Origin of the sequence: Arthrobacter sp. NEB 688 (assembly GCF_013201035.1) — a bacterium.
Classification (GTDB): Bacteria; Actinomycetota; Actinomycetes; order Actinomycetales; family Dermatophilaceae; genus Phycicoccus.
The window spans coordinates 205,154-224,307 of sequence record NZ_CP053707.1; the positions used below are offsets into that span (position 1 = coordinate 205,154).

Consider the following 19,154-nt stretch of genomic DNA (forward strand, 5'->3'; position numbering starts at 1 on the left):
CCTCGCGCTGGCGACGGGAGCAGGGGGTGACGGACATCTCGGGTCTCCCATCGGCAGGCACGGACGTGACCTGAGGGCTCGGGACGGTCGGGGTGGTCGGGATGCTCACGCGGCGACCCCCGCGCGGTCGGTGCCGGCGTGCGGGCTGCGGTGGAAGCCGCTCGTCACCCCGCGGCGCTTGAGGCCGAGGACGAAGACGAACACCCCGGCGACGGCGTCGAACAGCTCGGCCGGGATCTCGTCGCCGACGTCGCACATCCGGTAGACGGTGCGCGCGAGGGGGACGTCCTCCACCATCGGCAGGCGCAGCTCGGCCGCCTCCTCGCGGATGCGGGCCGCCGCCGCCCCGGCGCCGCGCGCGACGACCTTCGGTGCGCCCAGGCCCATCTCGTACTTGAGCGCGACCGCGACGTGCGTCGGGTTGACGAGCACGACGTCGGCCGACGCGAGGTTGGAGAGCATCCGGTTGCGGCTCATCTCGCGCTGCTTGCCGCGGATCATGCCCTTGAGCATCGGGTCGCCCTCGGACTGCTTGTGCTCACGCTTGATCTCGTCCTGGCTCATCTTCAGCTGGGAGCCGATGCGCCGCTTCTCCATGACGAAGTCGGCGCCGGCGAGGACGAGCCCGACGCCGGCGACGAGCCGCAGGACGTGCGTGACGGCGCCGACCGCGGCGGACGCGGCCGCCCCGAGTGACCACGAGCCGTGGGTCGTCATGAGGATCGCGACGTCGCGCAGCTCGGTGTAGCCGACCCACCCGAAGACGACGAACTTGGCGAGCGTCTTCGCGAGGGTCCACGCCGAGTGCGCCGAGACGAGCTGCTTGAGCCCCTTGCCCGCGTTGAGGACACCGAAGTTGGGCTTGAACTTGCCGGGGTAGACCCGGATGCCGCCCTGGACCGCGCTGCTCACGAGCGCCGCGACGACCATGACGCCGAGGAAGGGCGCAAGCACCCACACGGCGTCGATGCCGGTCTGCCGGAGCACCGTCAGGCCCCGCTCGGGCTGCGGGTCGATGATGACCTCGCGCAGCCCCTGGAGCGTGCCGACGAACAGGTCCGACAGCCCGGAGACGAGCCGCGGCAGGAGGATCGATGCCAGCAGCACCGCGGCCCACGCGCTCAGCTCGGCGGTGCGGGCGACCTGCCCGTCGCGGCGCGCCTTCTTGAGCCGCTGCGGGGTGGGCTTCTCGGTCTTCTGCGACTTGTCGCTCACCGGGTCAGCCCCTCGCCCCGAGCATCCGCGCCACCGACGTCATGTCGCGGCCGGTCTGGTCGACGAGCTCGCTGACGACCCCGGGCAGCAGCGCGAAGGCCATCCCCGCGAAGGAGATGACGAGGATGATCTTGACCGGGAAGCTGATCGCGAAGATGTTGAGCGTCGGCACGGCCCGGGAGACGAGGCCGAGCACGATCTCCGCGAGGAAGAGGACGACGAGCACCGGGCCCGCGACCTGGAGCGCGCCGCCGACGAACGCGCCGACGCCGTCGGTGACGAGCCGGCCGAGGTCGCCGAGCGACATCGGGTGCAGCGGCAGCACGGTGAAGGTCGAGATGAGCCCGCGCACGAGGAAGAGGTGGCCGCCGCTCGCGAAGAGCAGGGTGATGGCGAGCAGCTGGTGGATGCGCCCGAAGATGCTGCTCGACGCGTTCGACATCGGGTCGTAGAGGGTCGCGAGGGTGAAGCCGCTCGCGAGGTCGAGCAGCTCGCCGGCGGCCTGGACCACCGCGAAGGCGAGGAGGACGACGAAGCCCATCGCCGCCCCGACGACCGCCTGGTACAGGGCCGCCCCGACGAGCGGGAAGAGCTCGAGCGCCGGCGCCGCCTGCCCGCGCAGGGCCGGCAGCACCGCGAGCGAGAGCGCCACGGCCAGACCGGCCTTGACCCGCATCGGGATCGCCTTGCTGCTGAACGGCGGCGCGAGGATGAAGAACACCGACACCCGCACCGTCGCGAGCAGCATCGTGACGAGCGAGTCGGCGGCGAAGGCGATCGTCATCAGCTGAGCAGCTGCGGGAGCATGTCGAACATCGCGCGGGTGAAGGAGACCGCCTCCTGGAGCATCCAGTGGCCGGCGACGACGAGGACGACCGCGACCCCGATGAGCTTCGGCACGAAGCTGAGCGTCACCTCCTGGACCTGCGTGACGGCCTGGAAGAGCGAGATGACGAAGCCGACCGCGAGCGCGGTCAGGAGCACGGGCATCGCCAGCTTCGCGCTGACGATCATCGCCTGCACCCCGATGTGGACGATGTCGGCGTCGGTCACGGCGCGCCCCTCACCGGTAGCTCTGGACGAGGGCGGTGACGATGAGGCCCCACCCGTCGACCATGACGAAGAGGAGGAGCTTGAAGGGCAGCGAGATGAGCGCCGGCGGCAGCATCATCATGCCCATCGACATGAGCACGGAGCTGACGACGACGTCGATGACGAGGAACGGCACGAAGATGACGAAGCCGATGATGAACGCCGACTTCAGCTCCGAGAGGACGAAGGCCGGCACGAGCGTCGTCAGCGGCACGTCCTCGATCGTCGCGGGCTTCTCCTCGCCGCTCAGCTTGACCATCGTCGCGAGCTCGGCGGGCCGGGTCTGCTCCCCCATGAACGTCCGCAGCGGCTTGACCGTCCGCTCGATGGCCTGCGACTGCGTGATGTCGCCCTTCATGTAGGGCTGGATGCCCTCGTCGTTCATCTGCGACAGGACCGGCGCCATGATGAAGAGGCTGAGGAAGAGCGCGAGGCCGACGAGGACCTGGTTCGGCGGGATGGTCTGCGTGCCGAGGGCGTTGCGGGTCAGCGACAGCACGACGATCACCTTGGTGAAGGCCGTCGTGAGGATGAGCAGCGCCGGCGCGAGCGACAGCACGGTGAGCAGGACGATGATCGTCACCGTCTGGCTCGGCTGCGTGCCGCCGCCGTCGAGCGTCACCGAGACCCCACCGGGGGTCGGCGACGGGCTCGGGGTCGGTGCGGCGGACGCGAGGGCGGCGCCGGGTCCGACGACCGTCACGAGCACGAGGCCGGTGACGAGCAGCAGCCGCAGCCGCCGCAGGAGCGCGAGGGGACTACGCACGACTCCCCTTGATCGCGCCGACGACGAGGGTCGCGGCGTTCCACGGCCAACCGGTCGGCACCGGGTTGCTCGCGGGCCGCGGCGCCGCGGCGGCCGGGCGGGGCCGCAGGTGGTGGCGGGAGCGCTCGAGCTCGCGGCGGCCGGCCCGCGTGGCGGGGAGGGCCGGCGACGTGGCGGGAGCGGGGACGGCGGCCGCCAGCGGCCCGAGGTCGAGGCCGGACTGGGCGGCCTGCATCCGCAGCGCGCTCGCGAAGTCGGGGACGGCGGCCACCGCGGGGACGGCCGCCGGGGAGGGCTCCGGCGCCGCGACGGGCTCCGGCTCGGCGAGGACGTCGGCGGAGAGCTCGCGCAGGAGGGAGACCTGCTGGTCGGTGACGCCGAGGACGAGCACCTGCTCGCCGACGCGCACGACGTGGACGGCGGACCCGCGGCCCAGCGCGCGCCGCGACAGCACCTCGACCTGCACCCCGGCACGCGTGCCGACCGCACCCCCGAGACCCCGCTTCCGCGCCCAGCGGGCGAGGAGCACGAGGAGGGTGAGGACGACGCCGAGGGAGACGAGGAGTCGCAGCACGACGAGCACGACGGATCCGTCCATCAGGCGCCGAGCCCCAGGGCCGGGTCGGCGCTGACGATCTCGGTGACGCGGACGGCGTACTCGTCGTCGACGACGACGACCTCGCCGCGCGCCATGAGCGTGCCGTTGACGAGGACGTCGACCGGGCTGCCGGCCGGGCGGTCGAGCTCGACGACCGCGCCCGGGGCCAGGCCGAGCACCTCGCGCACGGTCATCCGGCTGCGGCCGAGCTCGACGCTGATCCCCAGCTCGACCTCGCGCAGGAGGTGCAGGCGGCGCGGGTCGACGGCCGCGGCCGGGGCGGGCGCGCCACCCCCGAGCGGCGGCAGGGCGGGGGCGGCCTCGGGCTGCGCGAGCGGGGCGTCCCCACCGGTGGCGACGGCGAACGGGTCCTGGGTCTCGGGGAAGGTCATGGCGGGTCTCCGGTCGGGTCGGGGGGTCAGGGGACGATCTGGACGGCGAGGCGGCGGCCGTGGCTGCCGGGCGTCGCCCGGGCGACGCGCACGCCCCCCGCGGACACGACGAGGGGCTCCTCGGTGCGGTGGCGCAGGGGGACGACGTCGCCGACGGCCAGGGCGAAGACCTCGGCGGAGGTGAGCGTGACCTCGCGGAAGGAGATCTGGAGCTCGACGTCGACCTGGCCGAGGCGCTCGGTGACGACCCGGCGCACCTGCGCGGCCCGCTCCCCCGCGCCGTCGTCGTCGGCCATCTTGTCGAGGGAGGTGAGCAGCGGGGTGAGCGTGCTCAGGGTGATGCACGCCGTCAGCGGGACCGAGCGCTCGAAGACGAACAGCTCGAGCTCGACCGTGACGACGGGGTCGGTCGTGCGGGCGACCTGGTGGAAGCGCACCGTCGACTCGAGGCCGGTCAGCGCGACGGGCAGGTCGCCGATGACGGTGAAGGAGAAGGGCAGCTCGCCGACCATCTGGGCCAGGAGCAGCTCGGCCACCCCGGACTCGATCTCGGTGAGGGGCCGCTCGGGCTGAGCGCCGGTGCCGGAGCCGCCGAGCATCCGGTCGACGAACGCGAGCGCGTCGCCGAGCGAGAGCTGGGCGTGACCGCCGCCGGGGAGGTTCTCGACCGAGAGCGCGCCGAGGACGCTGGGACGGGCCATCGACTCGAGGTACTCGCCGTAGGTGCACTGCCCGAGGGCGACCATCTTCGCGGGCACGATGGTGTGCAGGGCGGTCGAGAGCACGGTGGAGACACGTCGGGCCCAGGTCTCGACGACGACCTGGAGCGCCTGCTCCCGCTGTCGCGAGAGCCGGTCCGGGCTCCGGAAGTCGTACGCCTGTGGCTCCACACTCACGGCCTGCCCATCGGCACCCGCCGGGGGGACCTGAGCGCTTCGTGGGTGCACGGGGACAGCAAGGGCCGTTCGGCCGACCCGGTGGGGGACGTCCGCCCGAGTGGGCGGGGTCCCCCGACCGGGTGGCTGCGGGCCGGCTCCCTGTCCGTGCCGGCCCGAAGGCCGAGGGGTCAGTGCAGGGTCACTGCATGACCAGCTCCGTCACGTAGACGTCCATGACGTCCCCGTCGTAGCGCTTCTTGATCTCCTTCTCGAGCGTCTTGATGGCCGCCTCCTTGGTCTTCGGCTGCAGCATCTGCTCGTAGGTGCGCTGGCCGAGGATGCTGATGGCGGCGTCGCGCGCCTTCGCGCCGTTGACGCCCTCCTTGCCGGCGGCGGTCTGGGCCTCCTCGGTCACCTCGAGCGAGAGGCCCATCTTGAGGTAGCGGCCGTCGGAGAGGTTGAGGGTCAGCGGGTCGAGGTCGACGACGACGCCGGGCGTCGGCTCGGGCTTCGGCTCCTCCGCGGAGTCCGACGAGGGCTTGAGGAAGAACCAGTACCCGCCGCCCGCCATGAGGAGCACCAGGACGATGGCGATGAGCATCATCGGCTTCTTCTTCTTCTCCGGCTCGGCGGCGGCGGCCGCTGCGGCGGGGACGGTGGCGGTGCTCATCGGGACCCTCCTGAGGTGGCCGAGACGCTGGTGGTGGAGGACGTGTCGCCGGTCGTGGCGGCGTGGACGACGACGGCCACGCGGCGGTTGCGCGAGCGGCCGGCGTCGGTCGTGTTGCTGGCGAGCGGGCGCTGGTCGGCGTAGCCGGCGGCGGAGAGCTGCTTGCCGCGGACGCCGGAGGCGATGAGGTACTCGAGGACCGTCGTCGCCCGGGAGGTGGAGAGCTCCCAGTTGGAACGGTAGAAGCTCGCCACCGGCACGTCGTCGGTGTGGCCCTCGATGGTCATCGTGTTCGACAGCCCGCGCAGGGTCGGGGCCATCGCGGTGAGGACCTTGCGGCCCCCGTCGCGCAGCGTCGCCTGGCCCGGGTCGAAGAGCACCCGGTCGGAGACGATGTCGACGACGAGCCCGTCGTCACGGACCTCGAAGTGCGCCGCGTTGGCCATCCCCTGGGCCGCGAGGGCCTTGGTGATCTTCTGGCGGACGCTCGTCAGCTGGTCGCGGGAGGCCTTCTTCGCCTTCTCGTCCACCGGCGCGCAGGTCTGCGACTTGCCGGGGGCCGAGGAGATGTCGCTCGTCACCTGGGGGGCGATGGGCGCGATGGCCTGGATGGCCGAGTCGACCGACGTGCCGTCGAGGACGCCGTTGGTGTGGTTGGTGATCTGCGGCGCCCCGAAGGACTCCTGCAGGCCCGAGGAGAGCTGGAGCAGCTTCTGCTGGTCGACCTGGCTGATCGCGAAGAGGACGATGAACAGGGCCATGAGCAGCGTGATCATGTCGGCGTAGCTGAGCAGCCAGCGCTCGGCGTTCTCGTGACCGCCCTCGTGCTCCTCCTCGTGCCCCTTGCGGCGCTTCCCGCCGGGCCCGGGGCCGCTCACGCCGCGTCCTCGAGCGGGGCGTCACCGGCGATGACGGCGCGCAGCCGCTTCTCGACGACGCGCGGGCTCGTGCCGGCCTGGATCGACATGATGCCCTCGAGCACCATCTCGAGGTGCGCGGCCTCGGACTCGCTGATCCGCTTGAGCTTGCTCGAGAGGGGCAGCCACATGACGTTGGCGGTCATGACGCCCCAGAGGGTCGCGACGAACGCGCCGGCGATGAGGTGGCCGAGCTCCTCGGGGGCGTCGAGGTTGCTCAGGACGTGGATGAGGCCGATGACGGTGCCGATGATGCCGATCGTCGGCGCGTAGCCGCCCATGTCGGCGTAGAACTTGATGCCGAGGTGGTCGGCCTTCTTGCGGGTCTTGATCCGCGCGGCGAGGACGTCGTAGATCTCGTCGGCGTCGGTGCCGTCGACGGTCATCTCCAGGCCCTCGCGCAGGAACGGGTCCTCGGCGCTGCGGGCCTTCTCCTCGAGGGCGAGCAGGCCCTCGCGGCGGGCGATGTCGGCGAGCGCGATGAGCTCGGTGACGGCCTCGGAGCTCTTCGGCGCGGAGGTCGTGAAGGCCTTGACCGTCTGCTTGAGGATGAGGGAGACGTCCGAGAGGAAGCCACCGGCCACGGCCGCCCCGATGCTGCCGAGGAAGACGAGGATGATCGGGGGGATGAGGATGATCGAGGTGGGCGAGGCGCCCTCCATGATCAGGGAGACGATGACCGCCACGAAGACGAGGATGATCCCGCCGATGGTCGCGAGCTCCACGGCTCAGTCCTCCAGGCCCCGGACGGCGCGCAGGGCCACCCGGCCGGCGCTGGGGCGGGACCCGGGCTGACCGGTCCCGGACTCCTCGGCGGCGTGCAGGACCGACGCACGCGACGCGCGCATGATCCCGACCACCTCGTCGAGGGTCTCCTGCACGACGTACCGCGAGCCGGTGACGAGCAGGACGATGGTGTCCGGGGTCTCGTCGACGCGCTCGACGAGGTCGGGGTTGATCCCGAATCGCGTGCCGTTGCGGCGGGTGAGGATGATCATGGGGCCGGGTCCGTCCTGGGTGTTCTGGATGCGCCGTCCGTGGCGCGTCGGGGTTCCCATCGGCAGCCGGGCCCAGGACTTGAGGTCCTGGCGGGTACCGACGAGGGGGATCGCGGGGGCCACCGGGCCGTCCGCGACGTCGTGCGAGAGGTCGTGCGGGAGGTCGTGCGAGGGGTGCTCCGACGGGCACCCCAGCGGGCCCGCCCCCGAGAGGGGCGGGCCCACCGCGGGACCGTCGGTCATCGGGCTGCCCCGGCTCAGCGCTTGAGGTTGACGAGGTCCTGGAGGATCTCGTCGGAGGCGCTGACGACGCGGGAGTTCGCCTGGAAGCCGCGCTGGATCATCACGAGGTTGGTGAACTCCTGGGCGAGGTCGACGTTGCTCATCTCGAGGCGGCCGGCCGCGATGGACCCGCGCCCGCCCGAGCCGGGGACGCCGATGGCCGGCTGGCCGGAGGCGGCGGAGACGCGGTAGGAGGTGTCGCCGGCCTTCTCGAGGCCCTCCGGGTTGCCGAAGTACGCGAGCGCGACCATGCCGAGCGACTGCGTGCGGCCGTTGGAGAACGAGCCCGTGATGACGCCGTCGGCGCCGACGCCCCAGCTCTGCAGCTGGCCGGCGGAGGAGCCGTCCTGGCCGCGCAGGGTCGCGGTGCTCGCGCCGGCGTACTGCGTGAGCGGCGTGCCGTCGCCCCCGAGGTTGACCGCGACGTCGCCGGGGAAGACGAAGCCGGCCGAGGCGAGGGCGCCGTTGGTCATCGTCACCGCGCCGGGCGTGAAGGCCATCGTCGTGGAGTTCCACGCGAGGTTGGCCGAGCCGACCGTGGCCGTGTTGCCGGCCGAGTTGGTGACCGTGGCGGTGGCCGCCCAGGTGTCGGTGCCGGTCTTCGTGTAGGTGAGCGTGACCGGGATGCTGCGGCCGGTCTGGTCGAAGACGTCGATGCCGTTGACGACCGTCGCGCCGACCGCGGCGTCGGCGGAGAGGTTGCCGCCCGCGTCGACCGCCTTGGTCGGGGTCGGCGCCATGATGAGGCCGGTCGGGACGCGCAGGCCGGTCATCGAGGTGCCGGTGTTGATCTGGCCGTCGACGGCCAGCCAGCCCTGCACCACACCGCCGTTCGGCGAGGTGAGGTTGCCCTGGTCGTCGAGCGAGAAGCCACCCGAGCGGGTGTACACCTGCGCACCCGCCTGCTGGACGACGAAGAAGCCGTCGCCGGAGATCATGAGGTCGCTCGGGCGGTTGGTCGTCTGGGCGCTGCCCTGGCTGAAGTTCGTCGCGACCCCCGCCACCTGGACGCCGAGGCCGACCTGCGCCGGGTTGACGCCGCCGCCGCCGGCGCGCAGCGCCTGGCTGAGGGTGTCCTGGAACTGGGTCTGGCTGGACTTGAAGCCCGCGGTGTTGACGTTGGCGATGTTGTTGCCGATGACGTCCATCGCGGTCTGGTGGCTGCGCATGCCGGTGACGGCGGAGAAGAGCGAACGGAGCATGGTGGGGAGTCCTTCGGGGTCGGGGAGGAGGGAGGTCGGGGGTGGCGCGGCTCAGGCCGTGCCGTGCTGGCTGACGCGGGAGACGATGGAGAGGGGGACCTCGGCGCCGCCGACGACGAGGAGGGGGCCGGTGGCGTCGAGCTTGACCGCCTGCACCGCACCGGACTTGGTGACACCGTCAGCGGTCCAGCTGACGTCCTTGCCCACGAGGGCGAGGGCGCTCAGGCTGTTCTGGCCACCGATGATCGCGGCGTTCTGGGTCACCAGCTGGTTCATGCTCTCGACCATCTGCATCTGCGCGGTCTGGGCCATGAAGGCCGAGCTGTCGACCGGCTTGCTCGGGTCCTGGTACTTCAGCTGGGCCACGAGCAGCTTGAGGAAGGCGTCGGAGCCGATCTTGCCGGTGCCGGCGTTCTGGGTGGCGCCGGCGGCAGCCGCCTGCCCCGCGGCGGCAGCGCCGGTGGGAATGGTGGTCATCGGGTTCACATCCTCAGGTCGAGTCGGGAGTCGTTGCGGTGCAGGGGTTCCGGCGTGGTCGCCGCGAGCGGCGGGGCCGGTCCGTGCCGGACGGCCGCGTGGCCGGCGGAGCGGGGGCGACGCAGGTCCTGGGCGTCGGTGCCGCCCTGGCCGGGCGTGCTGCCGGAGCCGACGTCGAGGCTCGCCGCCCGCAGGCCCGAGTCCTCGAGCCGGGTGCGGAGCTCGGCGAGCCCGTCGCGCAGGGCCTCCCGCGTGCCGGTCTCGGCGGCGGTCAGGTGCATCCGCACCTCGTCACCGCTCACCGACAGCCGGACGTGCACGGCGCCGAGGCCGTCGGGGTCCAGGCGCAGGGTCAGCTCGTGGCTGCCGTCGGCGCCGCGCAGGAGCGGCGTCACCGCGGTGAGCACCTGCGCGTGGGCCGGCTGCGGCACGGGGGCCGGAGCGGGCGCGGCGGCCGCGACGGTGGCGCCGGTGACGGGGGCCGGCGCGACCGGGGCCATCGCGGGGGCCGTCGGGACGGGAGCGTCGGCCGGGGCGGCCGGCACCGTCGGCGCAGGGGCGAGGCCCGCCGCGGCGTCGTGGGCCGATGCGTGGGCAGGGACGGGGAGCTCGGCGCCCGGCAGGGTCGCGCCGCCGTCGGCCGGGGTGCCGGTGGTCGCAGCGTCCGCGGCGTCGCCGGTGGCTCCGGTGGCGCCCTCGGCGTCGGGCGACGTCGGGGTGGCTCCCGCCGGGGTGGCCGGGGCCGGGGTGGCGCCGGACGCGGTGGCCGGCGCCGTGCCCGGGTCCGCGGAGGAGGTGGTCGCGGTGGTCGGGGCGGACGGGTCGGTGCTGACCGGGGTCGCGCCGGGAGCGGCGGCCGGGGTGTCCGCGCTCGCGCGGGTCACGTTCTCCCCCACCGTGGTCGGGGCGGCCGGGCCGGCGGGGGCCTCGGCGGGCGCTCCGACCGAGGCGGGGACGGCAGCCGTGGGGGTCGCGCCCGTGGAGGCCGCGGTGTCGACGGCGCCGACCGTGGTGTCGTCCGTGGTGGTGGTGGTGGGGCCCGCGGGGAGGGTGACGGGGGCGACGACGGCCGCGGCCGGGACGACAGCGGCGGCCGGCAGGGTCGAGGGGTCGACCGCCGCGACGACGGTGGGCGCGGCGGCCGGCGTCGCCGCGTCCGGCACCGGGGCGTCGGCGGGGACGGGGGCGGCCGGGGTGGCGTCGGCGTCGAGGGCGCGCGGGCGGTCGGCGCCCGGGGCGTCGGGGGTGGTCCCCGGCGCGGGGCGCTCGGCGGCGCGGTCGGCGCCCCGGCCGCGGGCCGGCTTGGCGTCGACGGTGCGCCGCTCGCGCGGGTCGGCGGGGTCGACCCGGCCGGCGTCGCGCGAGGAGCGGTCGGCACCGGAGCGGGCCGCGAGGACGGACGCGAAGTCGTCGTCGGGGCCGCTCGGGCGGCCCGGACGGGCCGCGTGGGCCGGGCCGGCCTGCGGCGCGACGGACGGGGTGACGGCGAGGGACATCAGCTCACTCCCAGGGTGCCGAGGACGCGGCGGACGTACTGCTGGGTCTCCGCGTAGGGCGGGATGCCGCCGTAGCGCTGCACGGCGCCGGCGCCCGCGTTGTAGGCCGCGACCGCGAGGTCGAGGCGGCCGAAGCGCGAGAGGTCGCGCGAGAGCATCCGGGCGGCGCCGTCGACGGCCTGCGCCGGGTTAAAGGGGTCGACGCCCAGGCCGCGCGCGGTGGCGGGCATCAGCTGCATGAGGCCCTGGGCCCCGGCGCCGCTGACCGCCCGGGTGTCGTACCCGCTCTCGGCCTTGGCGACCGCGTTCAGCAGGCCGGCCGGCAGGTCGTAGCGCGCCGTCGCGGAGGCGAAGAGCTGCTGGAGGCCGGCGGGGGCGCCGCTGCCGGAGACGGCGGCCACTCCCCCGGCGGAGCCGGCCGCGCCGGTCGCGGCGGCGCCACCGACGCCCTCGGCGACGGTCGGGCCGATCCGGCGGATGGCCGACGGGGTCTTGTAGACGTCCTGGATCTTCACGACGTCGCCGCGCTTGGGGGCCGCGATCATCTTGCCGTCGCCGAGGTAGATCGCGATGTGGGTGACGGGCGAGTTGAAGGCGAGCAGGTCGCCGGGCTGCGCGTGGGCCAGGTCGGGCACGGCGGTGCCCTGGCGCGCCTGGTCGGCCGCGACCCGCGGCAGGTCGACGCCGACCTCGCGGTAGGCGAGCTGGACCAGGCCGGAGCAGTCGAGCCCGGCGGGCGTCGTGCCGCCCCAGACGTACGGGACGCCGAGGTACTTCTTGGCCGCGGTGACGGCCCGGGACCCGACGTCCGAGCCCCCGGTGGTCGAGCCACCGGTGAGGTCGCTGCCGCCGGCGCCCTCGAGCGCGGCGCCGTAGACGGAGTCGAAGGACGCCGTGCCGGTCGCGGCGGCGGTCGTCGTGCGGGCGCCGCCGGAGACGGACGCGATGGCGCCCTGGATGGCGGCCATCCGGGCGAAGACGGCGGCGGGGCCGGAGGTGTCGACGCTCATGCCTGCTCCTCCGTCCGGCGGCCACGGACCGACTCCTCGGCCGTCTGCTCGTCGGCCGCGAGCACCTCGAGGCGCTGCAGCTCGGCGGCGCGCTCGACCAGGCGCTCCAGCCCGGAGGTCCGGGTGCGGGCCTCGGTGAGCAGCGCGCGGGCCCGGTCGCTCTCGCCCTCGGCGAGCGCCTGCTCGCGCACGGCGAGGGCCACGCCGTCGGCGCGCCGGGTCTCGGCCTGGCGCGTCCCGAGGAAGGTCGCGAGGTCGACGGGGACGCCGACGCCGCAGACGTCCCGCTCGCCGTAGCGGACGGCGGCCTCGGCGGCGGCCTCCGCGGCGCGGGCCTGGGCGGCGGCGGCGCGGGCGAGATCGCCGCGGCGCTGCTCCTCCTGGATGGTCCGGACGCGCAGCACGGTCTTGAGGCGCTTCGTGCGGGTGCTCACAGCGCACCCGCCAGGCTCGAGAGGGCGGCCCAGCTGTCGCGGGCGTCGGTCACGTCGTCGAGGTCCTGGCGCAGGAAGGCGTCGATGGCGCCGCTCTGCGCGAGGGCGCGGTCGACGAGCGGGTTGGTGCCGGCGACGTAGGCGCCGATCTCGACGAGGTCCTTGGCGTCGCGGCGCGCCGCGAGCAGGCTGCGCAGGGTGCCGGCGTCGGCGCGCTGCTGCGGGTCGGTCAGGGCGCGGTTGGCGCGCGAGACCGACTCGAGGACGTCGATGCACGGGTAGTGGCCGGCCGTCGCGAGGCGGCGGTCGAGGACGACGTGGCCGTCGAGGATGGAGCGCACCGCGTCGGCGACCGGGTCGTTCATGTCGTCGCCCTCGACGAGGACGGTGTAGAGACCGGTGATGCTGCCGCGCTCGGCGGTGCCGGCACGCTCGAGCAGCCGCGGCAGGATGCCGAAGACCGACGGCGGGTAGCCGCGGGTGGTCGGGGGCTCGCCGGCGGCGAGGCCGACCTCGCGCTGGGCCATCGCGACGCGCGTGACGCTGTCCATCGCGAGGAGGACGTCGCGGCCCTGGTCGCGGAACCACTCGGCGATGCGGGTCGCGGTGAACGCGGCGTGCAGGCGCACGAGGGCGGGCTCGTCGGAGGTGGCGACGACGACGACGGCGCGGGCCAGGCCCTCGGGGCCGAGGTCGTGCTCGACGAACTCGCGCACCTCGCGGCCGCGCTCGCCGACGAGGGCGAGGACGGTGACCGGGGCGTCGGTGCCGCGGACGATCATCGACAGCAGGCTGGACTTGCCGACGCCCGAGCCGGCGAAGATGCCCATGCGCTGCCCGCGCCCGCAGGGGATGAGGGTGTCGAAGGCGCGGATGCCGAGCCCGAGCTGGGTCGAGATGCGCTCGCGCGTCATCGCCGGCGGCGGGGTGCCGTCGGTGCCGACCCACTGGACGTCGCTCAGCGCGGGGCCGCCGTCGATCGGGTGGCCGAGGGCGTTGACGACGCGGCCGACGAGGCCGTCGCCGACGGGCACGCGCAGGGGGCCGCCGGTGGCCTCGACGCGGTCACCGACGCGCACGCCGCGCAGCTCGCCGACCGGCATGCAGCGGGCGGTGCCGTCGTCGAGCGCGACGACCTCGGCGAGGATCGAGCCGCGGCCGCCGACGACCCGCACGGCCTCGCCGACGGCGACGTCGAGGCCGCTGACCTCGAGGCCGACGCCGATGGCGCGGGTGACCCGGCCGGTGGCGCGGGGGCGGGCGGCGGCGACGAGCTCGTCGTGGAGAGTGGCGCTCATCGGGCGAGCACCTCGCGGACGCGGGTGAGCGCCGAGGAGAGCTGGGCGTCGACCGTGCGGTCGCCGACGTCGGCGAGGCAGCCGCCACGCTCGACGGCGGGGTCGGCGACGAGCTCGAGGACCGACGTGGGCGCGAGGGCGCCGAGGTCCTCCCCCGAGGCGGTGAGCAGCTCGGCGTCCTCCGGGTTGAGGCGCACCAGCACGGTGCCGCCGCGCGGCACCTCGGTCAGGGCGCGCAGGACGGCGTCGCGGGCCGCGCAGCCGTCGACCTCGAGGTGGTGCCCGACGAGGGCCTCGGCGATGTCGACGGCGAGGGTCGCGGCGGTCGTCATCACATCGCGGACGGTCAGCCCGGCGACGGCGTCCTCGGCGGCGCGGCCGATGCCGGTGAGGGCCGAGGTGGCCCGGTGCGCACGCTCGGCGCGCTCGGCGGCGGCGGCGGCCTCCGCGCGCTCGAGCCAGGCGAGCTGCTCGGCGGCGGCCTCGCGGCGGCCGGCGGCCAGCCCGGCCTCGCGGCCCTCGAGCCACTCGGCGGGGATGCCGAGGCCGGCGGGGTCGCCGACCGGGGCCAGCTGGCGCCCGAAGCTCGCCGGGCGCAGCTCGTCCGTGCCGCGCAGGAGCATCGTCGGGCGGCCGGTGTCAGTGGACGAGGTCATCGCTGCCCCCCGCCCGGGACATGACGATCTCGCCTGCCTCCTCGAGGGCGCGGATGCCCTTGACGACGGCCGAGCGGGCCTCCTCGACCTGCGCCGTGCGGACCGGGCCGAGCACCTCGACCTCTTCCTGGAGGGCGGCCGCGGAGCGCTCGGACATGTTGCGGAACACCTTGTCCCGCACCGCCGGCGTGGCGCCCTTGAGGGCGAGCGCGAGCTCCTTGGCGTCGACCTGGCGCAGGACGAGCTGGATGGTCCGGTCGTCGAGGTCGACGATGTCGGTGAAGGCGAACATCTTCGAGCGCAGGTCCTCGGCGAGGGTGGGGTCGCGCTCCTCGATGCCCTGGAGGATCGAGCGCTCGGTCTCGCGCTGCGAGCGGTTCATGATGCCGACGAGCGGGTCGAGGCCCCCGACGGTCACGTGGTCGCGGGCGTCGCCGAGGGTCGCGAGGCTGCGCACGAGGTGCGACTCGACGATCCGCACGACCTCGGGGCTCGTCTTGTCCATCGTCGCGAGGCGGTGCGCCACGTCGGCGCGGACGGCGTCGGCGAGGCCGGAGAGGACGAGGGCGGCCTGCTCGCTCGAGAGGTGGCCGAGCACGAGCGCGATCGTCTGCGGGTGCTCGTCCTCGAGGAAGGGGCGCAGGAGGGCGCCGTCGACCGTGCGCAGCGACGCGAACGGGGCGTGCGTGATGGCCGTCGAGAGGCGCCCGAGGATCTCGCGCGACTGCTCGTGCTCGGCCTTGACGAGCATCTCCTCGGCGACGTCGAAGCCACCGCGCGAGCGCTGCTTGCTGATGCGCACCAGGTCGGCGAACTCGGCGAGGACGGCCTCGCGCGACTCCTCGTCGGCGACGTCCATCGCGGCGACCTCGGACATGAGCGCCTCGATCTCCTCGGGGCGCAGCGAGCGCAGCACGGGCGCGGACTGGTCCGGGCCGAGCTGGATGAGGAGCAGCGCCGCCTTGCGCAGGCCGCTCATCGGGAGGGCGGCGACGCTCACTTCGCCCCCTCGGAGATCCAGCCGCGCAGCAGGCGGGCCACGTCGTCGGGGTTCTCGCGGGCCATCGACTCCACGGCGCCCGAGCCCGCGGTGACGAGCTGGGTCTCGGCCGGCTCGCGCATCGGCAGTGCGGCGCGGGCCTCGGCCATCTCGAGGACGGCGTCGGCGGGGGCCGGGCCCTCGGGCACGCGGTAGTACTCGACCTCCTCGGCCTCGGCGTCGCCGCGGCGACGACGGCTGCGGAGGAACCCGAAGACGAGGGCCAGGAGGACGAGGAGCGCGAGCCCGCCGGTCTTGGCGAGGTCGATCATGTTCTGCTGCTTGGCGTCCGCGGCGGCGGCGGCCAGCTCCTTCTGCGCCGCGGCGGCGGCCGAGGTGTCGAAGGGCAGGGAGGTGACCTCGACGAGGTCGCCGCGCTTGGGGTCCAGGCCGGCGGCCGCGGTGACGAGGCGGGTGATGTCGTTGGAGCTGACCGACGCGGCGGCGGCCGAGTCGAGGAGGACCGCGACCGACATCCGCTCGACCTTGCCGGGCGTGCTCTTGACCGACTCCTTGAGGGTGCCGAGCGCGTTGGTCTGGCTCGTCTCCGTCTTCGAGTAGGAGCCGTTGCCACTCGTGCCCGTGGTCGTCGCGCCGCCGAGGACGCCGCCGGCCGGGCCACCGGTGCCGGTGTAGGTCTCCTTGGACGTCTGGAGCTGGGTCGTCGTCTGCGGCTTGGTCGGGATGTAGGTCTCGCGGTCGGTCTGCTGGGCGTCGAAGTTGAGGGTGGCGTCGACCCGCACGACCGCCTTGCCGGGGCCGACGACCTTGTCGAGCATCGACTGGAGGTTGGCGGCGGCGGCGTCCGAGACGGCGCGCTGCTGGGTCTGGCGCGCGTCCGTGCCCCCGACGCCGGTGCCGTTGCCGCCGGCGCTGAGGACCTGGCCGGTCGCGTCCGAGACGGTGACGTCGGCGGCGGCCAGCTTCGGGACCGAGCCCGAGACGAGGTTGACGATCGAGTCGACCGCACCGGACGAGAGCGACTGTCCCGGAGCCGTCTTGACGAGGACCGACGCGGTCGGCTTCGTCGCGTCGGAGGTGAAGACGTCCTCCTGCGGGACCGCGAGGTGGACGACCGCGGACTGCACGCCGTCGAGCGCCTGGACGGTCTTGGACAGCTCGCCCTCGAGCGCGCGCTGGTAGGTGACCTTCTGCTGGAAGTCGCTGCTCGTCATGCTCTGCTGGTCGAGGAGCGAGTAGCCGGTGGCGCCCTCGCCGCCGCCCGCCGGCAGGCCCTGGCCCGCGAGCGAGATGCGCTCCTGGTAGACCTGCGCCTGCGGCACGAGGACGGTCTGCCCGCCGTCGGCCAGCTGGTAGGGGGTGCCGGCGTCGGTGAGCGCCGAGGTGACGGCGCCCGCGTCGGAGGCGCTGAGGCCGGTGAACAGCGGCGCGTAGGCCGGCGTCGAGACCCAGCGGACGAAGAAGAACCCACCGATGGCGACCCCGAGGACGGCGACGAGCGCGACCATCTTCTGGCCGGGGGCGAGGTCGGAGAAGATCTTGCCGCCCCGGGCGAGGAGGGCCTTGGGGTCCGGGCCGGTCATACGGGCATCCTCATGATCTCGGTGAAGGCCTCGACGGCCTTGTTGCGGACGGCGACCGTCAGCTGGGTGGCGACGGCGGCCTGGTTGGCGGCGATCGTGTAGTCGTGGACGTCGCTCAGCTGGCCGGTGACGGCCTCGACGGCCTTGGTGTCACTGACCTTCTGGAGCTGGTCGAGCCGGTCGAGGCCCTGGGTGACGGCCTCGCCGAAGCCGGCGCCCTGGGTGCCGGCGGCCCGCTGCGTCTGCCCGACGGGGGGCAGCGCACCGAGCGAGGAGATGGGGTTGATGCTCATCAGCGGCCCAGCCCGATCGCCTGCTGGTAGGCCGCCTGGGCGCGCTCGACGGTCGCGAGGTTCGCCTGGTAGCCGCGCTGCGACATGATCAGCTGGGTCATCTGCTCGCCGAGGTCGACGTCGGGGGCGCGGACGAAGCCCTGCGCGTCGGCCATCGGGTTGGTCGGGTCGTGGATCAGCCGGCCCTGGGCGGAGCCGAGCTGGATGCCGGCGACGTCGACCCCGGTGCCGTTGCCGCGTGCCTGGGCGACGACGTAGCGCGCCTGGAACGCGTTCTCGCTCGTCGGGCGGACGGTGTTGACGTTGGCGATGTTGTCGGAGATCGCGTCGAGCCAGGTGCGGTGCAGCAGGAGGCCGCTGCCCGCGGTGTTCATCGCACCGAAGAGGGCCATCACGCACCGCCGATGGCGCTGCGCAGGCGCTGGAAGCGGTCGGTCATCGCCTGGACGCCGAGCTGGTAGGACAGGCCGGTCTCGGTCGCGGCGAGGGTCTCCTCGTCGAGGTTGACGTTGTTGCCGTTGAGGCCGGCCGCCTCGGTCGAGGCCATCGTGCGGATGGAGGCCGAGCCGGTGTCGCCGCCGGCGGCCCACGCGGAGGCGAGGCTGCTCTCGAAGTCGACGCGCTGTGCGGTGTACCCGGGGGTCTGGAGGTTCGCGATGTTGTCGGCGATCGTGCGCTGGCGCACCGACAGACCGGTGAGGGCCCGGCCCAGAGCACTGAACGTGCTGTCGCCGACGGGGTCGATCATGGTTCTCCTGGAGGCCTCACGCGACCTCCGCTGACGGAGGTGCGTCGGGTGCGCCGCACGTCCGTGGCGGCTGCCGGCCATCCATGACCGCCTGCCCCATCGGCCCCGGTGGAGGCGACTTGAGGCCCCTGTCGCGGTGTGGCCGAACGGCCGAGGCGGTCTCCGACGCTCGGCCGGACCTCCCCCGTCCGCTCCCCCGGACGCCCCTCCGGGTGCCTACCGAGGTGGGGTCAGCGCAGGAAGTCGAGGATCGAGGGCTGGACGACCTTCGCCGTCGCCTGGAGCGCCGCCTGGTAGGCGGTCTGCTGCACGCTGAGGTCGGTCAGCGCCTTCGCGAGGTCGATGCCCTCGACGGTCGAGAGCTGCACGGAGGCCCGCGTCGCCGCGGTCTCGCTGACGCTGCGCACCGACTCCAGCCGGGTCGTGCGCGCGCCGATGATGCTCTGGCTCGTGCGCAGGGTCGAGCTCGCGGCGTCGAGGTCGCGCAGGCCCTGCTCCATCCCGGCCTTGTCGCCGCTGCGCAGGGCGTCGGACAGCCGCTGGAGGATGCCGGCCCCGGCCGGGTCGCTCGGGTCGGCGAAGAGGGTGGAGTAGGCCTGCGGTCCCACGATGCTGACCTCCAGCCGGTCCGGCCCCGTCGTGATGCGGCGCTCGACCGCGGTCGTGTTGCCGAGGTAGGCCCCGCTGCTCGCGTAGGCGTTCTCGGTGTCCTGCGTGCCGGCGAAGACCGCGCGGCCGAGGTAGCGGGTGTTGGCGACGTCGAGCAGGCTCGAGCGCAGCTGGTCGACCTCGGCGGCCATCGCGGCGCGCTCGTCGGTGCTGTTGGTGTCGTTGGTCCCGGCGAGCGCGAGCTGGCGCGCGCGCTGCAGCAGCGGGCCGCTCTGCATGAGCGCCGAGTCGGCGCTGGCCAGCCAGCCGGCGCCGTCGTCCATCGCCCGCTGGAGCTGCTCGTTGCGCAGGCTCTCGGACCGCAGCGACATCGCGGTCGCGGTGTCGGTCGGCGAGTCGGACGGCTTGCCGAGGCGCTTGCCCGAGCTGATCTGGTCCTGGGTCGCCTGCAGGCGCGCGAGGCTGGCCTGCAGCGACGAGACGACCTGCTGGCGGGTGGCGCTGGGCGTGACGCGGTTCATCACGGTCCTCCGGTGACGG

24 protein-coding genes are annotated in these 19,154 nt (G+C 74.1%); all 24 read right to left on the bottom strand.

The annotated features are described in order from the left end of the window. Positions 1-105 precede the first annotated feature (105 nt). Positions 106-1,215 (bottom strand): EscU/YscU/HrcU family type III secretion system export apparatus switch protein, encoded by a 1,110-nt coding sequence (locus HL663_RS00935; protein ID WP_173026637.1) that lies wholly within the window; start codon positions 1,213-1,215, stop codon positions 106-108. A 4-nt stretch (positions 1,216-1,219) separates the two neighbouring features. Further along, a complete protein-coding gene (locus HL663_RS00940; protein WP_173026638.1) occupies positions 1,220-1,999 on the bottom strand; it encodes a flagellar biosynthetic protein FliR in 780 nt (259 codons plus the stop codon). After that, the gene (gene fliQ, locus HL663_RS00945) at positions 1,999-2,268 is read right to left on the bottom strand and encodes a flagellar biosynthesis protein FliQ (RefSeq protein ID WP_173026639.1); all 270 of its coding nucleotides are present in this window, start codon (positions 2,266-2,268) and stop codon (positions 1,999-2,001) included. The genes HL663_RS00940 and fliQ overlap by 1 nt, the downstream gene beginning before the upstream one ends. A gap of 10 nt (positions 2,269-2,278) precedes the next feature. Beyond that, positions 2,279-3,073 carry a flagellar type III secretion system pore protein FliP gene (fliP, locus tag HL663_RS00950; RefSeq protein ID WP_216842643.1) on the bottom strand — a complete coding sequence of 265 codons (795 nt, stop codon included), beginning with the start codon at positions 3,071-3,073 and terminating at the stop codon, positions 2,279-2,281. Continuing rightward, positions 3,066-3,671, bottom strand: a complete 606-nt coding sequence (locus tag HL663_RS00955) for a flagellar biosynthetic protein FliO (protein ID WP_173026640.1) — start codon at positions 3,669-3,671, stop codon at positions 3,066-3,068. The genes fliP and HL663_RS00955 overlap by 8 nt, the downstream gene beginning before the upstream one ends. After that, positions 3,671-4,063: a flagellar motor switch protein FliN gene (fliN, locus tag HL663_RS00960; RefSeq protein WP_173026641.1), complete on the bottom strand. Its 393-nt coding sequence runs from the start codon at positions 4,061-4,063 to the stop codon at positions 3,671-3,673. The genes HL663_RS00955 and fliN overlap by 1 nt, the downstream gene beginning before the upstream one ends. A gap of 26 nt (positions 4,064-4,089) precedes the next feature. Then, positions 4,090-4,959: a flagellar motor switch protein FliM gene (locus HL663_RS00965; RefSeq protein ID WP_173026642.1), complete on the bottom strand. Its 870-nt coding sequence runs from the start codon at positions 4,957-4,959 to the stop codon at positions 4,090-4,092. Between the two features lie 181 nt (positions 4,960-5,140). Then, positions 5,141-5,611 (bottom strand): flagellar basal body-associated FliL family protein, encoded by a 471-nt coding sequence (locus tag HL663_RS00970; protein WP_173026643.1) that lies wholly within the window; start codon positions 5,609-5,611, stop codon positions 5,141-5,143. Next, entirely contained in the window at positions 5,608-6,489 is an 882-nt protein-coding gene (locus HL663_RS00975) for a flagellar motor protein MotB (RefSeq protein WP_173026644.1), read from the bottom strand. The genes HL663_RS00970 and HL663_RS00975 overlap by 4 nt, the downstream gene beginning before the upstream one ends. Then, entirely contained in the window at positions 6,486-7,253 is a 768-nt protein-coding gene (locus HL663_RS00980) for a motility protein A (protein WP_173026645.1), read from the bottom strand. Before HL663_RS00980 ends, HL663_RS00975 begins: the two co-directional genes overlap by 4 nt. Before the next feature lie 3 nt (positions 7,254-7,256). Continuing rightward, positions 7,257-7,769, bottom strand: a complete 513-nt coding sequence (locus HL663_RS19290) for a flagellar FlbD family protein (protein WP_286175833.1) — start codon at positions 7,767-7,769, stop codon at positions 7,257-7,259. Between the two features lie 14 nt (positions 7,770-7,783). Continuing rightward, positions 7,784-9,010 carry a flagellar hook protein FlgE gene (locus tag HL663_RS00990; protein ID WP_173026646.1) on the bottom strand — a complete coding sequence of 409 codons (1,227 nt, stop codon included), beginning with the start codon at positions 9,008-9,010 and terminating at the stop codon, positions 7,784-7,786. A 51-nt stretch (positions 9,011-9,061) separates the two neighbouring features. Continuing rightward, on the bottom strand, positions 9,062-9,487 hold the full coding sequence (locus HL663_RS00995) for a flagellar hook assembly protein FlgD (RefSeq protein WP_173026647.1): 426 nt from the start codon (positions 9,485-9,487) through the stop codon (positions 9,062-9,064). Between the two features lie 5 nt (positions 9,488-9,492). Continuing rightward, positions 9,493-10,983, bottom strand: a complete 1,491-nt coding sequence (gene fliK, locus HL663_RS01000; RefSeq protein ID WP_173026648.1) for a flagellar hook-length control protein FliK — start codon at positions 10,981-10,983, stop codon at positions 9,493-9,495. Beyond that, positions 10,983-11,993, bottom strand: a complete 1,011-nt coding sequence (locus HL663_RS01005) for an NlpC/P60 family protein (RefSeq protein WP_173026649.1) — start codon at positions 11,991-11,993, stop codon at positions 10,983-10,985. The genes fliK and HL663_RS01005 overlap by 1 nt, the downstream gene beginning before the upstream one ends. Continuing rightward, complete coding sequence (locus HL663_RS01010; RefSeq protein WP_173026650.1) at positions 11,990-12,427, bottom strand: hypothetical protein; 438 nt, start codon at positions 12,425-12,427, stop codon at positions 11,990-11,992. The genes HL663_RS01005 and HL663_RS01010 overlap by 4 nt, the downstream gene beginning before the upstream one ends. Beyond that, a complete protein-coding gene (locus HL663_RS01015; RefSeq protein ID WP_173026651.1) occupies positions 12,424-13,725 on the bottom strand; it encodes a FliI/YscN family ATPase in 1,302 nt (433 codons plus the stop codon). The genes HL663_RS01010 and HL663_RS01015 overlap by 4 nt, the downstream gene beginning before the upstream one ends. Further along, positions 13,722-14,381 carry a FliH/SctL family protein gene (locus tag HL663_RS01020; RefSeq protein WP_173026652.1) on the bottom strand — a complete coding sequence of 220 codons (660 nt, stop codon included), beginning with the start codon at positions 14,379-14,381 and terminating at the stop codon, positions 13,722-13,724. Before HL663_RS01020 ends, HL663_RS01015 begins: the two co-directional genes overlap by 4 nt. After that, entirely contained in the window at positions 14,365-15,381 is a 1,017-nt protein-coding gene (gene fliG / locus HL663_RS01025; protein WP_286175834.1) for a flagellar motor switch protein FliG, read from the bottom strand. The genes HL663_RS01020 and fliG overlap by 17 nt, the downstream gene beginning before the upstream one ends. Next, positions 15,378-16,964 (bottom strand): flagellar basal-body MS-ring/collar protein FliF, encoded by a 1,587-nt coding sequence (gene fliF / locus HL663_RS01030; protein WP_173026653.1) that lies wholly within the window; start codon positions 16,962-16,964, stop codon positions 15,378-15,380. Before fliF ends, fliG begins: the two co-directional genes overlap by 4 nt. Beyond that, positions 16,961-17,257, bottom strand: coding sequence for a flagellar hook-basal body complex protein FliE (fliE, locus tag HL663_RS01035; protein WP_173026654.1), 297 nt, complete (start codon positions 17,255-17,257; stop codon positions 16,961-16,963). Before fliE ends, fliF begins: the two co-directional genes overlap by 4 nt. Next, on the bottom strand, positions 17,257-17,649 hold the full coding sequence (locus HL663_RS01040) for a flagellar basal body rod protein FlgC (protein ID WP_173026655.1): 393 nt from the start codon (positions 17,647-17,649) through the stop codon (positions 17,257-17,259). Before HL663_RS01040 ends, fliE begins: the two co-directional genes overlap by 1 nt. Next, positions 17,649-18,005, bottom strand: a complete 357-nt coding sequence (locus HL663_RS01045) for a flagellar basal body rod protein FlgB (protein ID WP_173026656.1) — start codon at positions 18,003-18,005, stop codon at positions 17,649-17,651. The genes HL663_RS01040 and HL663_RS01045 overlap by 1 nt, the downstream gene beginning before the upstream one ends. 230 nt (positions 18,006-18,235) lie before the next feature. Next, positions 18,236-19,135, bottom strand: a complete 900-nt coding sequence (flgL, locus tag HL663_RS01050) for a flagellar hook-associated protein FlgL (protein ID WP_173026657.1) — start codon at positions 19,133-19,135, stop codon at positions 18,236-18,238. Positions 19,136-19,154: the final 19 nt, after the last annotated feature.

What these genes read in the sequence shown, in the direction of transcription:
- HL663_RS00990 (WP_173026646.1), bottom strand. Translation starts at nt 9,010, where the DNA reads ATGCTCCGTTCGCTCTTCTCCGCCGTCACCGGCATGCGCAGCCACCAG.
- HL663_RS01015 (WP_173026651.1), bottom strand. Translation starts at nt 13,725, where the DNA reads ATGAGCGCCACTCTCCACGACGAGCTCGTCGCCGCCGCCCGCCCCCGC.
- HL663_RS01040 (WP_173026655.1), bottom strand. Translation starts at nt 17,649, where the DNA reads ATGGCCCTCTTCGGTGCGATGAACACCGCGGGCAGCGGCCTCCTGCTG.
- HL663_RS01045 (WP_173026656.1), bottom strand. Translation starts at nt 18,005, where the DNA reads ATGATCGACCCCGTCGGCGACAGCACGTTCAGTGCTCTGGGCCGGGCC.
- fliF (WP_173026653.1), bottom strand. Translation starts at nt 16,964, where the DNA reads ATGACCGGCCCGGACCCCAAGGCCCTCCTCGCCCGGGGCGGCAAGATC.
- fliE (WP_173026654.1), bottom strand. Translation starts at nt 17,257, where the DNA reads ATGAGCATCAACCCCATCTCCTCGCTCGGTGCGCTGCCCCCCGTCGGG.
- HL663_RS00955 (WP_173026640.1), bottom strand. Translation starts at nt 3,671, where the DNA reads ATGGACGGATCCGTCGTGCTCGTCGTGCTGCGACTCCTCGTCTCCCTC.
- HL663_RS01020 (WP_173026652.1), bottom strand. Translation starts at nt 14,381, where the DNA reads ATGACCTCGTCCACTGACACCGGCCGCCCGACGATGCTCCTGCGCGGC.
- HL663_RS00970 (WP_173026643.1), bottom strand. Translation starts at nt 5,611, where the DNA reads ATGAGCACCGCCACCGTCCCCGCCGCAGCGGCCGCCGCCGCCGAGCCG.
- fliN (WP_173026641.1), bottom strand. Translation starts at nt 4,063, where the DNA reads ATGACCTTCCCCGAGACCCAGGACCCGTTCGCCGTCGCCACCGGTGGG.
- HL663_RS00940 (WP_173026638.1), bottom strand. Translation starts at nt 1,999, where the DNA reads ATGACGATCGCCTTCGCCGCCGACTCGCTCGTCACGATGCTGCTCGCG.
- HL663_RS19290 (WP_286175833.1), bottom strand. Translation starts at nt 7,769, where the DNA reads ATGACCGACGGTCCCGCGGTGGGCCCGCCCCTCTCGGGGGCGGGCCCG.
- flgL (WP_173026657.1), bottom strand. Translation starts at nt 19,135, where the DNA reads ATGAACCGCGTCACGCCCAGCGCCACCCGCCAGCAGGTCGTCTCGTCG.
- HL663_RS00995 (WP_173026647.1), bottom strand. Translation starts at nt 9,487, where the DNA reads ATGACCACCATTCCCACCGGCGCTGCCGCCGCGGGGCAGGCGGCTGCC.
- HL663_RS01005 (WP_173026649.1), bottom strand. Translation starts at nt 11,993, where the DNA reads ATGAGCGTCGACACCTCCGGCCCCGCCGCCGTCTTCGCCCGGATGGCC.
- fliK (WP_173026648.1), bottom strand. Translation starts at nt 10,983, where the DNA reads ATGTCCCTCGCCGTCACCCCGTCCGTCGCGCCGCAGGCCGGCCCGGCC.